This is a genomic window from Leisingera sp. S232, from assembly GCF_049800895.1.
Taxonomy (GTDB): Bacteria; Pseudomonadota; Alphaproteobacteria; order Rhodobacterales; family Rhodobacteraceae; genus Leisingera.
The window spans coordinates 18,226-31,326 of sequence record NZ_JBNAFX010000019.1 but is presented as its reverse complement, the minus strand read 5'-3'; the positions used below and the strand labels follow the sequence as shown (position 1 = coordinate 31,326).

Genomic DNA, 13,101 nt, shown 5'->3' with positions numbered 1-13,101 from the left:
GGGTATGCAGCAGATATCCACGCGCAAGCGGATCTGGGGATGGTGGTTCTTTGACTGGGCCAGCCAGCCCTATCACACGCTGCTGGTCACCTTTGTCTTCAGCCCCTTCTTTGCGGCTGTTGCGGCGGATTACTTTCTGGGCCAGGGAATGGAGGGCGAGGCCGCCAAGGCCCAAGCCCAGACCATCTGGTCGCTGTGCCTGACGGTCACAGGCCTGATTATCGGCTTTGGCGCACCGTTCATGGGGGCGCTGGCTGATATCTCCGGACGGCGGCGCCCATGGATCATCCTGTTCTCCCTGATGTACGTGCTGGGCGCAGGCGGGCTATGGTTCATGGATCCTGCAGGCAGCAACCTGTGGTGGATGCTGATCAGCTTTGGCCTGGGTTTCATCGGCGCGGAATACGCGCTGATCTTCGTCAACGCGCAGCTTCCGTCGCTGACGGGGAAGGATGACGCAGGCGAGATCTCCGGCTCGGGCTTTGCCTTCGGTTACCTTGGCGGTGTGATAGCCTTGTTCATCATGCTTCTGCTGTTTGTGGAGCAGGCCAGCGGCAAAACGCTCGTCGGCCTCAGCCCGCTGTTCGGCCTGGATGCAGAGGCACGTGAAGGCACCCGCGCCGTCGGCCCCTTCACCGCGCTGTGGTTCGCTGTTTTCATGATCCCCTATTTCTTATGGGTGCGCGAAGGGCGGTCCACCGGCCAGCGCGGCACCGTGGCGCAAGCGGTGGCTCTGGTCGTTCAATCGGTGAAAAACCTGCGCAACCGGGTAAGCCTGGCAAGTTACCTGGGATCGTCCATGCTGTACCGGGACGCGCTGAATGGGCTTTACGGATTTGGCGGCGTCTATGCCAAGCTGGTTCTAGGCTGGGAGATCACCCTGATCGGCATCTTCGGCATTGTGGCCGCCCTGGCAGCCACCCTGTTCTGCTGGCTTGGAGGCAAGGCAGACCGCAGGCATGGGCCGAAACCAGTGATCATCATCTCTATCTTGGTGCTGAGCTTTGTCTGCCTGACCATTGTCAGCATGACCCGCGAACAAATCTACGGCATTCCTCTTTCAGCAGGCTCGACACTGCCGGACGCCGTGTTCTTTGGCTGCGGCGTGCTGATCGGCGGCTTCGGCGGCATCCTGCAATCCACAAGCCGTACACTGATGGTGCGCCACACCGACCCTGCCAAAGCAACCGAGAGCTTTGGGCTGTATGGGCTTTCGGGCCGCGCCACCGCGTTTCTGGCGCCGATGCTGATCGGCGTTGCAACAACTGTCACCGGCAGCGCCCGGCTGGGGATCACCCCGGTCATCGGCCTGTTTCTGATCGGATTGGTACTGTTATTCTGGGTTCAAGGAGAAGGAGATCAGGGTTGAGACTGTTACTTGCCATCTGTCTGGCGGTTGCGGGACTGGCTGTCCCGGCAAGCGCGCAAACCCCCGCCAAGGCGCTGTTCGGAGCCAAACCCAGCGCCTCGCAGCAGAAACCGGCACCGTTCGGCTCCTATGCCAAGGGCTGCGTGGCCGGCGCAGAACAGTTGCCGGAGACCGGCCCCACCTGGCAGGCGATGCGGCTCAGCCGCAACCGCAACTGGGGCCATCCTGCGGCAATCGATTTCGTCAAGGACCTAAGCCGCGTGGCCGCGAAACAGCGCGGCTGGAAAGGGCTTTACATCGGGGATATCAGCCAGCCACGCGGCGGGCCGATGCTGTCGGGCCACCGCAGCCATCAGATCGGCCTGGACATCGACATCTGGATGCGCCCGCCCGACCGGCTGAACCTCAGCCGCAGCGCACGCGAAAACATCTCTTCGATCTCCATGCGCCGGGCCAAAGGCGCCTATGTGAACAGCAGCTGGACCAAGGCGCACCACGAAATCCTGAAAGCCGCGGCGCAGGACAAGCGGGTGGCACGGATCTTCGTCTTTCCCGGCGCCAAGGTGCAGATGTGCAACGACGAGAAGGGCAGCCGTAAGTGGCTGCGCAAGATCCGGCCCTGGTGGGGCCATCACTATCATTTCCATGTGCGGCTCAGCTGCCCGCGCGGCGCCCGCGGCTGTGTTGATCAGGACCCGCCGCCGCGCGGTGACGGCTGCGCCGATGCCCAGCGCTGGGTCAACGACATTCTGAACCCGCCGCCGCCAAAACCGGTTGACCCGAACGCGCCAAAGCCTAAACCACGGCGGGACTACACCCTTTCGGACCTGCCCAAGCAATGCGCCGCTGTTCTGCAATCAAACTGATCCTGGCAGCCGCCGCAGCCGCCGGCCTGGCGGCAGCGGGCTATGCGGCCAGCCGTCCGCAGCCGGCGCAAGACAAGGCGCAGTATCTGGGCAGTTACACCTGGACCGTGAAACAGCCCTGGTTCGGCGGCTTTTCGGCGCTGAAGATCACCGATGGCGGCCGCGCCATGGTGGTGCTCAGCGACAGGGCCACTTTGGTCACCACCAGCATCCAGCGCAATCAAGGCCGGATTTCCGGGGTGACTGCGCATACTGCGCATGGGTTGCGCGCCTCAACCGGCAAGACATTGACCGGGTTTGCAAGCGACAGCGAGGGCCTGGCCATCGCCCCGGATGGCAGCCGCTACATCTCCTTTGAAGGCTCTGCGCGGGTGGCCCGTTACCACCGACCTGACGGCCGCGCCAAAGTGCTGCCGCGGCCCAAGGCGTTCCGCAAGCTGCCCCGCAACAAGTCGCTGGAGACCCTGGCGATCGACGCCCGCAGCCGGCTCTACACACTGCCCGAGCGTGCCTATGACAAAGACGGGCAAATCCCGGTCTGGCGCTGGAATGGACGGCGCTGGTCCCGCCCCTTCAGCCTGCCGCCACGCGGTGGCTTTCTGCCGGTGGACGCGGATTTCGGCCCCTCCGGGCGGTTCTACCTGCTGGAACGCGACCTGACCCTGCTCGGCTTTCGCACCCGGCTGCGCCGCTGGGACATCACCCCTGACGGTCCCGCAAATGAAACCATCTTGCTGCAAACCGGGCCAGGCACCCATGACAATCTGGAAGGGTTGTCGGTCTGGACCGACGATAGCGGCGGCCTGCGCGCCACCATGGTGTCGGATGACAATTTCCTGTCGCTGCAACGCACGGAACTGGTCGAATACGCCCTGCCCCGCTGACATCCGCACCCGCGCCGCGCAGCGGCGCCATGCCCAACCGCAAGGGCGCCTTCTGCGAAGGCACCCGGCGCGGGCGGGAGCCTCCCGCCCTCAGGGCCAGCCCCGGATCCTTGCCAGGTGGCCAATGCCGGGATAAAGAGGCCGATCAATCCTGCTGCGGGCCTGCCCCTCGCAGCCCCGCAAAAACGGATCCCGCGCATGACCCGCACGAATATTCCCGGCATTCTTGCCATGGCCGCCGTCGTTGTTGCCTCCAACGTCCTGGTTCAGTTCCTGTTCGGAAACTGGCTGACCTGGGGCGCCTTCACCTATCCGGTGGCCTTCCTCGTCACCGATGTGATGAACCGCGTCTACGGCGCAGGTGCCGCACGCAAGGTGGTGGCAGCCGGTTTCACAACCGGCGTGGTCTGCTCGCTCATCGGCACCCAAATCATGCTCGAGGGCGATGGCTTCACCTATCCTGCAGTGACGCTGCGCATCGCACTCGGCTCTGGCCTGGCGTTCCTGACCGCACAGATGCTGGATGTCGCCATTTTCTCAGCCCTGCGCGACGGTGCGTGGTGGCGGGCGCCGCTGGCTTCGACCCTGATCGGCTCCTCGGTGGATACCGCGATCTTCTTTACCGTCGCCTTTTCCCTCTCACTGACCTGGATCGAACCGGCAAATGATGTGTCTTGGGCAGGGGATATGCTGCCGCTGATCGGACAGGGCCCTGTGATGCCTTACTGGGTCTCGCTGGCATTTGCCGATTGGCTGGTGAAACTGGCGCTTGCATTGCTTGCGCTTGTGCCCTTCCGCATCATCGTGCGTAAGCTCTCCGTAAAGACCACATGATTTTGTTTTGACATTAACCGAATCTGTGGCAGGCTGAGTTCACACGAAACATTCAGAAAGGAGGTGCCCATTGTCTAGAGAAGCTATGGAGAGCAGTGCCGGAACAGTTCAGAAGATGTGCGGCCGAGGCAGCCCTTGGCGCGTATAGATCACTGAATTGGTGCTGACCTAACCGGTGCACCTCCTATCATCTCGAAGGGCTGTTCCCCGCGTGTGGAACAGCCCTTTCGATTTTAAGACGGCCTTCCTTAATCCGCTGCATCCATGATCCGCATCAACGAACAAATTACCCTGCAGGACTGGGAAATAACCGAAAGCTTCATCCGCGCTTCGGGTCCAGGCGGGCAGAATGTGAACAAGGTGGCGACCGCCGTTGAACTGCGGTTCGAGGCCGCCCGCTCGCCAGCCTTGACGCCTGCGGTCAAATCGCGGCTGAAACGGCTGGCAGGACGGCGCTGGACCAAAGAAGGCGCCATCATCCTGCAATGCGACGAAACCCGCTCGCAGCAAAGAAACCGCGAGATTGTGCACGAACGGCTGGCGGAGCTTGTGCGCAAGGCGCTGGTGGCCCCCAAACGGCGCATTGCCACCAAACCCACCCGAGGCTCGGTCAGGCGGCGGCTCGACGCCAAGAAACAGCGCGGCGACCTGAAAGCGACGCGCGGTAAGATCGACCCTGATTGAACTGGGATTGCGCAGTGCTTCTGCCCGGCCCATGCTGACACCAAACAGGACGGGAGGGAAATCATGCGGCTGGACGGAAAGACCGCCATTGTGACCGGCGGCGCCTCAGGCTTTGGCGCAGGCATCACGCGCAAGTTCCTGGCAGAAGGCGCCCGAGTGATGATTGCCGATATCAACGGCGCCGTGGCAGAGGCGATGGCAGCAGAGCTGGGCAGCAAGGCGATTGCGCAGACCGTCGATGTATCGGATGGCACTTCGGTCAACGCAATGGCAGAGGCGGCGCTGGCCGCATTCGGCCAGCTGGATATCCTTGTGAACAACGCAGGCGTCACCCATCTGCCCAGTCCTCTGGAGGAGATCAGCGAGGCGGATTTCGATCGCGTGCTGGGGGTGAACGTCAAATCCGTCTACCTGACCGCCCGCGCCCTGGTGCCCCACATGAAAGCAAACAGGGCGGGCGCGATCCTCAATGTCGCCTCCACCGCAGGCGTCTCGCCACGCCCCAACCTCAACTGGTACAATGCCTCCAAGGGCTGGATGATCACCGCCACCAAGACCATGGCGGTGGAACTGGCGCCACACGGCGTGCGGGTCAATGCGATCAACCCGGTCGCCGGGGAAACGCCGCTGCTGAAAACCTTTATGGGCGAGGACACCCCGGAAGTGCGCGCCAAGTTCCTGTCGACCATCCCGATCGGCCGGTTTTCCACGCCAGAGGACATGGGCAATGTTGCCTGTTTCCTGTGTTCGGACGAGGCCAGCATGGTCACTGGCGTTGCCATGGAAGTGGACGGAGGCCGCTGCATATGAGACCCGTGAACCTGGCAGAGAAACTGGCGATGTTTGACAGCCATTGGGATCCGCATGTGGTGGCGGAATACAATGGAAACGACGTGATGGTGGTGAAGTTTCAGGGAGAATTTCCCTTTCACAGCCACCCGGACACCGATGATTTCTTTCTGGTGCTCGAAGGGGAGATGGTGATGGATATCGCAGGAGAGCCGCCCCGGCTCGTGCGTGCCGGTGAATTATTCGTGGTCCCCAAAGGCGTCAGCCACCGCCCCCGCGCCGAACAGGAATGCAAGGTACTGCTGATTGAACCGAAGGGTGAGCCGAACACAGGAGACGCAGCAACCGCCGCACCAAAGCCGCGGATCTGACCCCGCCTTTTCATCTTTCTTCAAATACTCCCGCCGGAGGCCGCGCGCGCCAGCGCGCATCAAACAGGAAAAGGATTGCTTCCCATGCATCCCGGCCCCAGAAACCTGATCACCGATGTGCCGGGCATTCTTGTCGGCAATGCGCAGGATGCAGTGCTGAAATCCGGCACCACGGTGCTGACCGCGAACAAACCCTTTACCGCTTCGGTGCATGTGATGGGCGGCGCGCCCGGCACCCGGGAGACCGATCTGCTGGCGCCGGACAAATCGGCGGCAAAGATTGATGCCCTTGTCCTGTCCGGCGGCTCTGCTTTCGGGCTGGATGCCTGCTCCGGGGTGATGGACGGGCTGCATGACGCGGGCCGCGGCTTTCCGGTCGGCCCGGTGCGGGTGCCGCTGGTGCCCGGCGCAATCCTGTTTGACCTGCTGAACGGCGGAGACAAGGGCTGGGCAAAGAACCCATACCGCGCCCTTGGCCGCGTGGCGTTCGAGGCGGCAGGCCCGGATTTTGCGTTGGGCACTGAAGGCGCCGGCACCGGCGCCACTACCGCCATGCTGAAAGGCGGGTTGGGATCTGCCTCGCTGGTGCTGGAAAATGGCGCCACCGTGGGTGCCCTGGTTGCGGCCAATCCGCTGGGCGCCGTTACCACCCCGGGTGAGCGGCATTTCTGGGCCGCGCCGTTTGAAATTGGCGATGAGTTCGGCGCGATCGGACCGGATGGGGCTGCCGGGCTGGGCCGCAACCTGCAAAGCCGCAAGATCGCCGCGATTCAAAAACTGGGCGGCGCATCGCTGCCACCGGAACGGGCCAACACCACCATTGCCATCGTGGCCACCGATGCGGCACTCAGCAAGGCACAATGCCAACGGATAGCAATTGCCGGACATGATGGCATCGGCCGCGCCATTGTTCCGGCCCATACCCCCGGAGACGGAGATCTGGTTTTTGCCGCCAGCAGCGGCAGCCGCCAGCTGGACACCCCTGAACAGGAATTGGCGCAGATCGGACATGCAGCGTCGCTGTGCCTGACCCGCGCCATTGCCCGCGCCATCTATCACGCCCGGCCGGAACCCGGCGATCTGTTGCCCTGTTGGCGCCCCCGCTGACGCGCTGCGGCTTCCTGCCAGAACTTTGACGCGCGTCAAACTGCCGGTTGACACCAGATGCTATTGAACCATGAGTTACACCTGCCAACTCAATACTGGAGCAAGCAATATGAAACGTCTTGTGACCGCCGCCTTTGTCGGCCTCCTCGCAGCCCCCGCCTTTGCCGAAGGCGATCCGGCCAAGGGCGAGAAAGGGTTCAACAAGTGCAAATCCTGCCACACCGTCACCTCGGATACCGGCGATGTTATCGTCAAGGGCGGCAGGACCGGCCCGAACCTGTGGGGCCTTGCCGGCCGTGCAGCAGGCGCAGTCGACGGCTTCAAATACAGCGCTGATCTGCTTGCCGCCGGCGAAGCGGGGCTGGTTTGGAACGAAGAGAGTTTCATCGCCTTTGCCGCCGACCCCAAGAAGTTCCTGCAGGCGGAAACCGGAAACTCCAAGGCGAAGTCGAAAATGTCTTTCCGCCTGAAAAAAGGCGGCGAGGATATCTATGCCTTCCTGGCCAGCCACGGTCCAGCCCCGGCTGAAGAACCGGCAGCCGAGGAAGCAGCGGCGGAAGCAACTGAAGCCGCATCTGAGTAACAGCGCGCCATTTGCAGGACCCACAGCAAGACCGCGGCATTTTCGCCGCGGCTTTTCGCGTAATTGCTTTCCCGCACATCAGAGGCTAGCGGTGGTTGCCAAAGGTTTCCAATTGCGGCATGCCGCAGCATTCACGACCGTCACGGATACAGTATGAGCCATCTGATTCCCGCCTGGGTGAACGGCAATTTGACACCGGTTGACAAGCTTGCCGCACATGAACGCGGATTGAAGCACAAGGCGGTCTCCGTCTTTGTGGTGAAAGGCGTGGAAATCCTGATGCAGCGGCGCGCGATGGGAAAATACCACACCCCGGGCCTCTGGGCGAACACCTGCTGCACCCATCCGATGTGGGATGAGCAGCCTTCGGCCTGCGCGGTGCGGCGGATGAACGAAGAGCTGGGCCTGACTGGCCTCTACCCCGAATTCCGGCATCACCTGGAATACCGTGCCGACGTCGGCAACGGGCTGATTGAGCATGAGGCGGTGGATGTGTTTCTGGCCCATGCGCATCGCGCACCCAATATAACTCCGAACCCGGACGAGGTGATGGAGACCCGCTGGGTCGACTACCATGACCTGCTGGCCGAAGTGCAGCGCCATCCAGAACGGTTCACCCCCTGGCTCAAGATCTATCTGCACAATTACGCCGATGTCATTTTTGGCCCTGACCTGATCATCGCCGGCAGAAGCTGAGCCCGGCAACCGTCCGGCTTTGCGGTTGTTCCGGCAAGGCCGCTGTGGTTTTCTGTCCGGGAAAATAAGAGGCGTACTTACCATGACGATCCTCATTGCAGGCGGCGGCATTGCCGGCCTGACGCTGGGCCTGACCCTGCAGCAGATCGGCCTGCGCTTTCAGATCTATGAAGCGGCTCGGGATCTGAAACCGATGGGTGTGGGCATCAACCTGCAGCCAAATGCGGTGCGGGAGCTGTTCGACCTGGGACTGGAGACGGAGCTGAATGCCCTTGGTGTACGCACAGGCCAGCTTGGGTTTTACAGCAAGCTGGGCAAGACGATCTGGGAAGAACCCCGCGGCATGGATGCGGGCTATGCCTGGCCACAGTACTCGATCCACCGCGGTGAACTGCAGATGATGCTGTACCGTGTATTGGCAAAGCGGGCAGGCGCGGATTGCATCGTGACCGGCGCACGTGCTGCCGGATATGAAAACACGAAGTGCGGTGCTGCGCTGCTGCTTGCGGACGGGCGGCGGATCGAAGGGTCACTGGCGGTGGCAGCAGATGGCATTCACTCTGCTTTGCGTGCACAGATGGTGCCGACAGAAGGTGCACCGATCTGGAACGGTCGCATTCTGTGGCGGGCCACTACGCGTGCGCCCGCCTTCAAAGGCGGCGCAGCAATGGCGATGATCGGCCATGATCACCTGCGGCTGGTGGCCTACCCGATCTCAATGCCGGATGCCGATGGCCGCGTCATCATGAACTGGATTGCAGAAAAGAGCTTTGACCCTTCCGCGCCCTGGCGCAAGGAAGACTGGAACCGGCCTGCGGACATCCGTGAATTCCTGCCAGATTTCCAGGGCTGGCGGTTTGACTGGATCGACGTGCCCGCTCTGATCCACGGGGCCGAGTCGGTCTTTGAATACCCGATGGTGGACCGCGACCCGCTGGCGCGCTGGACTGATGGCAACGTCACGCTGATGGGCGACGCTGCGCATCCGACCTATCCCGTGGGTTCCAACGGTGCCAGCCAGGCCATCGTGGATGCGCGGGTGATCGGTGCGCAACTGCTGCAGCACGGTATCAACGCCGCCGCGCTCAAAGCATACGAGGCAGAAGTGCGCCCGATCGCAACGGCTGTAGGTCTTGCCAACCGTGCAGGCGGCGGGCCGGACGGGGTGCTGCAACAGGTCGAAGACCTTTGCGGCGGCGACTTTCAGAACATCCATGAGGTGATCCCGCAGGCAAAGCTGGCTGCGCATGCCGCAAGGTACAAATCACTTGCAGGTTTCTCCATCAAGGACCTGAATGCCCGCCCCGCAACCATCCCGGCAGGCGCAACCATAGCCTAGGGCGCGCGCGGCCAGCTGCGGGTCAAGGGCGGCGCAGCCGCCGTGCCGCAGGCACGGTTCACCCTTGAGGCGCGGATGTCCGCCCCCACACTGGAATAGGCGCGTTTAAGGGCAAACCTGCACTTAAACCGCCTCTCAGCAAAGACAAACGCCGCGCAAAGCGCGGCGCTACGCCCAACTGTGATGCCCATTCCATGAATGGGCAGGAGCAGGCGGGAGTACCACCTTGCCCCTCAGACCGCCAGATCAGACTCCGATCACTGCCTGCACCGCCCGCTGCCAGCGCCCATAGGCTGCGTCTCGCGCCTCTGGCTGCATCAGCGGGGTGAACTGACGGTCCAGCTTCCAGGTTGCTGCAAACCCCGCCTGATCAGGATAGATCCCGGCCCGCATTCCCGCCAGCCAGGCAGCGCCCAGCGCGGTGGTCTCCTGCATCACAGGACGGTCGACGGCGGCGCCCAGAAGGTCCGACAGGCTCTGCATGGTCCAGTCACTGGCGCTCATGCCGCCATCCACGCGCAAGGTCACATGGGTGTCTCCGCCCCAATCGGCACGCATCGCCTCCCACAGATCGCGGGTCTGATAGGCGACGCTTTGCAGCGCGGCACGGGCGAACTCGGCAGGACCTGAGTTGCGGGTCAGACCAAACACTGCACCCTGGCATTCCGGCTTCCAGTAAGGCGCACCAAGCCCGGTAAAGGCGGGCACCAGGATGACATCCTGACCGGGATCGGCGCCAAGGGCCAGTTCACCTGTTTGCGATGCCTGTTCGATGATCCCCAGCCCGTCGCGCAGCCATTGCACCGCAGCGCCTGCGATGAAAATCGAGCCTTCAAGCGCGTAGGTCGGCCGACCATCGAGCTGATAGGCGATGGTGGTCAGCATCCGGTTTTTCGAAACGACGGGCGCATCGCCGGTGTTCAACAGCGCAAAGCACCCGGTCCCATAGGTGGATTTCATCATTCCCGGCTGGAAACAGGCCTGGCCGATGGTCGCCGCCTGCTGGTCGCCTGCAACGCCCAGGATCGCAATCGCACCACCCAAGATCGCCGGATCGGTGGTGCCGAAATCAGCCGCACTGTCCTTCACCTCTGGCAGCATCTGTTGCGGCACATCCAGCAGATCGCTGATGGTGCGGCTCCAGCGGCCCTTGCGGATGTCAAACATCAGCGTGCGCGCGGCATTGGTGGCGTCGGTCGCATGCGAGGCACCGCCGGTCAGGCGCCAGATCAGGAAGGTATCAACCGTGCCGAAAAGCAGCTCGCCCGCCTCCGCCTTATGGCGTGCGCCCTCTACGGTATCGAGAATCCATTTCACCTTGGTGCCCGAAAAATACGGATCAAGCAGCAGGCCGGTACGGTCCGTTACCTTCTCCTCATGGCCCGCTTTGCGCAAATCCTCGCAAATCGCGGCGGTGCGCCGGTCCTGCCAGACAATGGCGTTATGGACAGCTTTGCCCGTGGATTTGTCCCAAACCACTGTGGTTTCGCGCTGATTGGTAATGCCAATGCCTGCAATGTCCGAAGCAGCAATGCCCAGGCCGGCCATCACCGCGCGGCAAACAGCGACTGTGGTCTCCCAGATCTCCTCCGGGTCATGCTCCACCCAGCCTGCCTGCGGGTAATGCTGGGTGAACTCCTGCTGTGCAGTGCCCGCGACCTGCATACCTGCATCAAACAGGATTGCCCGGGTCGACGTGGTGCCCTGATCAATTGCCAGAATATAGGTCATCGGCTGCCCTCCAGTCTCCTCTGACCAGGGACAATAGACGTAAAACTGTTACCGCTGCCAGACCCTACTAATATTTTAGTTCCATAACTTCGATATTGTCGATCAGCCGGACGCCGTCCATCCAGGCCGCCGCCAGTAGCCGGGCCGGGCGGGAGAGCGTCGCCAGGGCCTCCAGTGTTTCTGCGCAACGCAGGTCGAAATACTCGACATCGGTGAAGCCTGCCTCTGCCAGCGCCTGCCGTGCAGCCGCTTCCAGCGGCGCCCAAGGCTCACCTGCTGTTGCCTTGGCTGCGGCGTCACGCATCGCAGCGTTCAGCGCCGCCGCTTTGGTCAGAGCCTCTTTTGGCAGCAGCAGATTGCGCGAGGACATCGCCAATCCCGAAGCTTCCCGCACAGTCTCACAGCCGACCACTTCAATCGGGATATCCAGATCGCGCGCCATGCGGGTCACCACCATCAGCTGCTGATAATCCTTCTGGCCAAAGAACGCCTTATCCGCGCTGGTCTGCAGGAACAGCTTGGCGACCACTGTCGCCACACCATCGAAATGGCCGGGGCGGAAAGGGCCCTCCATTACCGCGGTGATGCTGCCGCCGACCGAGACATTGGTGGCATAGCCGTCCGGGTAAATCTGATCGGGGTCCGGGCAATAGATCAGATCGACACCAAGAGGGGCGAGCTTTGCAGCATCCTCGTGTTCGGTGCGCGGGTAGTTTTCCAGATCTTCCGGTTTGTTGAACTGCTTGGGGTTCACAAAGATCGTCACGATTACCCGGTCGCAGGTTTCGCGGGCCGTCTTGGCCAGCGACAGATGGCCCGCGTGCAGCGCGCCCATGGTCGGAACCAATCCGATGGTCTCGCCATTGCGGCGCCATTCGGCTGTCTTGGCACGCAGGTCAGACAGGCGGCGCAGGATCGGGGCAGTCATGTCAGAAGTCATCCTTTGGAGGGCGCCTGATCGGCAAAAACATGTTCTGCCGCGGGGAAGCTGCGCGCCCGCACCTCAGCGGCGTATTCGGCGATGCCGGCCTCTGCCAACGGGCCAAGGTCGGCATAGCGTTTGACGAATTTCGGTTTGAAGGCGGTGAAGAAGCCCAGCATGTCATCGACCACCAGGATTTGCCCGTCGCAGCCCGCGCTGGCGCCGATGCCGATGGTCGGGATTGCCACCTCGGCAGTGATCCGGTCAGCCAATTTCTGCGGCACTTTTTCCAGCACCACCGAGAACGCCCCGGCATCGGCCACGGCGCGGGCATCGGCCATCACGGCATCAGCCTGCGTATCGCGACCCTGCACCTTGTAGCCGCCCAATGTGTTGATCGACTGCGGTGTCAGGCCGATATGCGCCATCACCGGAATACCGCGCTTGACCAGGAAGCGGATGGTCTCGGCCATTTCAACCCCGCCTTCCAGCTTGACTGCGGCGCAGCCAGTCTCGGCCATCAGGCGGGCGGCATTACGAAACGCCTGCTGCGGGCTTTCCTCGTAGCTGCCGAACGGCATGTCGATGACCAGCATTGCCTTTTCCAGCCCGCGCGCAACTGCCTGGCCGTGCAGGATCATCATCTCCATCGTCACGCCCAGAGTGGAGGTCAGCCCGTGCAGAACCATGCCGACGCTGTCGCCGACCAGCACGAAGTCGCAATGTTCGTCCATCAGCCGCGCCATCGGCGTGGTATAGGCTGTCAGGCTCACCAAAGGGGTGCCGCCTTTGCGGGCCCGGATGTCTTCGGCGTTGGGCGCCTGTTTCTTGGCTGTTGCGCTCATGGCTTCCTGTCCGCAGTTCGAATGGCGCACGGATTACCAATTAACGCCGCGTGCTTCCAGTGCGCGAAATGTCCACGCCCC

14 protein-coding genes are annotated in these 13,101 nt (G+C 62.5%); 11 read left to right on the top strand and 3 right to left on the bottom strand.

The window, feature by feature from the left end:
• The first annotated feature begins 4 nt into the window (after window positions 1-4).
• From ACP151_RS12650 to ACP151_RS12600, 11 genes are all read left to right on the top strand, one after another.
• Window positions 5-1,369 (top strand): MFS transporter, encoded by a 1,365-nt coding sequence (locus ACP151_RS12650; RefSeq protein ID WP_424979263.1) that lies wholly within the window; start codon window positions 5-7, stop codon window positions 1,367-1,369.
• Window positions 1,366-2,235 (top strand): penicillin-insensitive murein endopeptidase, encoded by an 870-nt coding sequence (mepA, locus tag ACP151_RS12645; protein ID WP_424979262.1) that lies wholly within the window; start codon window positions 1,366-1,368, stop codon window positions 2,233-2,235. The genes ACP151_RS12650 and mepA overlap by 4 nt, the downstream gene beginning before the upstream one ends.
• Window positions 2,208-3,119 (top strand): esterase-like activity of phytase family protein, encoded by a 912-nt coding sequence (locus ACP151_RS12640; RefSeq protein WP_424979261.1) that lies wholly within the window; start codon window positions 2,208-2,210, stop codon window positions 3,117-3,119. The genes mepA and ACP151_RS12640 overlap by 28 nt, the downstream gene beginning before the upstream one ends.
• A gap of 198 nt (window positions 3,120-3,317) precedes the next feature.
• Window positions 3,318-3,953 carry a queuosine precursor transporter gene (locus tag ACP151_RS12635; RefSeq protein WP_424979260.1) on the top strand — a complete coding sequence of 212 codons (636 nt, stop codon included), beginning with the start codon at window positions 3,318-3,320 and terminating at the stop codon, window positions 3,951-3,953.
• A gap of 264 nt (window positions 3,954-4,217) precedes the next feature.
• Window positions 4,218-4,637 (top strand): alternative ribosome rescue aminoacyl-tRNA hydrolase ArfB, encoded by a 420-nt coding sequence (arfB, locus tag ACP151_RS12630; RefSeq protein WP_424979259.1) that lies wholly within the window; start codon window positions 4,218-4,220, stop codon window positions 4,635-4,637.
• A 63-nt stretch (window positions 4,638-4,700) separates the two neighbouring features.
• Window positions 4,701-5,447, top strand: a complete 747-nt coding sequence (locus ACP151_RS12625) for an SDR family oxidoreductase (RefSeq protein ID WP_424979258.1) — start codon at window positions 4,701-4,703, stop codon at window positions 5,445-5,447.
• On the top strand, window positions 5,444-5,797 hold the full coding sequence (locus tag ACP151_RS12620; protein ID WP_424979257.1) for a cupin domain-containing protein: 354 nt from the start codon (window positions 5,444-5,446) through the stop codon (window positions 5,795-5,797). The genes ACP151_RS12625 and ACP151_RS12620 overlap by 4 nt, the downstream gene beginning before the upstream one ends.
• A gap of 84 nt (window positions 5,798-5,881) precedes the next feature.
• Window positions 5,882-6,904, top strand: a complete 1,023-nt coding sequence (locus tag ACP151_RS12615; RefSeq protein ID WP_424979256.1) for a P1 family peptidase — start codon at window positions 5,882-5,884, stop codon at window positions 6,902-6,904.
• Between the two features lie 109 nt (window positions 6,905-7,013).
• Window positions 7,014-7,487, top strand: a complete 474-nt coding sequence (locus ACP151_RS12610; protein WP_424979255.1) for a c-type cytochrome — start codon at window positions 7,014-7,016, stop codon at window positions 7,485-7,487.
• Between the two features lie 153 nt (window positions 7,488-7,640).
• Window positions 7,641-8,183 carry an isopentenyl-diphosphate Delta-isomerase gene (gene idi / locus ACP151_RS12605; RefSeq protein ID WP_424979254.1) on the top strand — a complete coding sequence of 181 codons (543 nt, stop codon included), beginning with the start codon at window positions 7,641-7,643 and terminating at the stop codon, window positions 8,181-8,183.
• An 82-nt stretch (window positions 8,184-8,265) separates the two neighbouring features.
• A complete protein-coding gene (locus ACP151_RS12600) occupies window positions 8,266-9,522 on the top strand; it encodes a flavin-dependent oxidoreductase (protein ID WP_424979253.1) in 1,257 nt (418 codons plus the stop codon).
• 246 nt (window positions 9,523-9,768) lie between these two features.
• On the opposite strand, the gene glpK is transcribed toward ACP151_RS12600, so the two are convergent.
• The 3 genes from glpK to panB form a co-directional block, all read right to left on the bottom strand.
• Window positions 9,769-11,253 carry a glycerol kinase GlpK gene (gene glpK, locus ACP151_RS12595; RefSeq protein ID WP_424979252.1) on the bottom strand — a complete coding sequence of 495 codons (1,485 nt, stop codon included), beginning with the start codon at window positions 11,251-11,253 and terminating at the stop codon, window positions 9,769-9,771.
• 67 nt (window positions 11,254-11,320) lie between these two features.
• The gene (gene panC, locus ACP151_RS12590; protein ID WP_424979251.1) at window positions 11,321-12,181 is read right to left on the bottom strand and encodes a pantoate--beta-alanine ligase; all 861 of its coding nucleotides are present in this window, start codon (window positions 12,179-12,181) and stop codon (window positions 11,321-11,323) included.
• 8 nt (window positions 12,182-12,189) lie between these two features.
• Complete coding sequence (gene panB, locus ACP151_RS12585) at window positions 12,190-13,020, bottom strand: 3-methyl-2-oxobutanoate hydroxymethyltransferase (protein WP_424979250.1); 831 nt, start codon at window positions 13,018-13,020, stop codon at window positions 12,190-12,192.
• Between the last annotated feature and the right edge of the window lie 81 nt (window positions 13,021-13,101).

Excerpts from the sequence above, each read along its gene's own strand:
- ACP151_RS12650 (WP_424979263.1), top strand. The coding sequence starts at position 5 with ATGCAGCAGATATCCACGCGCAAGCGGATCTGGGGATGGTGGTTCTTT.
- ACP151_RS12640 (WP_424979261.1), top strand. The coding sequence starts at position 2,208 with ATGCGCCGCTGTTCTGCAATCAAACTGATCCTGGCAGCCGCCGCAGCC.
- ACP151_RS12635 (WP_424979260.1), top strand. The coding sequence starts at position 3,318 with ATGACCCGCACGAATATTCCCGGCATTCTTGCCATGGCCGCCGTCGTT.
- arfB (WP_424979259.1), top strand. The coding sequence starts at position 4,218 with ATGATCCGCATCAACGAACAAATTACCCTGCAGGACTGGGAAATAACC.
- ACP151_RS12625 (WP_424979258.1), top strand. The coding sequence starts at position 4,701 with ATGCGGCTGGACGGAAAGACCGCCATTGTGACCGGCGGCGCCTCAGGC.
- ACP151_RS12620 (WP_424979257.1), top strand. The coding sequence starts at position 5,444 with ATGAGACCCGTGAACCTGGCAGAGAAACTGGCGATGTTTGACAGCCAT.
- ACP151_RS12615 (WP_424979256.1), top strand. The coding sequence starts at position 5,882 with ATGCATCCCGGCCCCAGAAACCTGATCACCGATGTGCCGGGCATTCTT.
- ACP151_RS12610 (WP_424979255.1), top strand. The coding sequence starts at position 7,014 with ATGAAACGTCTTGTGACCGCCGCCTTTGTCGGCCTCCTCGCAGCCCCC.
- idi (WP_424979254.1), top strand. The coding sequence starts at position 7,641 with ATGAGCCATCTGATTCCCGCCTGGGTGAACGGCAATTTGACACCGGTT.
- ACP151_RS12600 (WP_424979253.1), top strand. The coding sequence starts at position 8,266 with ATGACGATCCTCATTGCAGGCGGCGGCATTGCCGGCCTGACGCTGGGC.
- glpK (WP_424979252.1), bottom strand. The coding sequence starts at position 11,253 with ATGACCTATATTCTGGCAATTGATCAGGGCACCACGTCGACCCGGGCA.
- panC (WP_424979251.1), bottom strand. The coding sequence starts at position 12,181 with ATGACTGCCCCGATCCTGCGCCGCCTGTCTGACCTGCGTGCCAAGACA.
- panB (WP_424979250.1), bottom strand. The coding sequence starts at position 13,020 with ATGAGCGCAACAGCCAAGAAACAGGCGCCCAACGCCGAAGACATCCGG.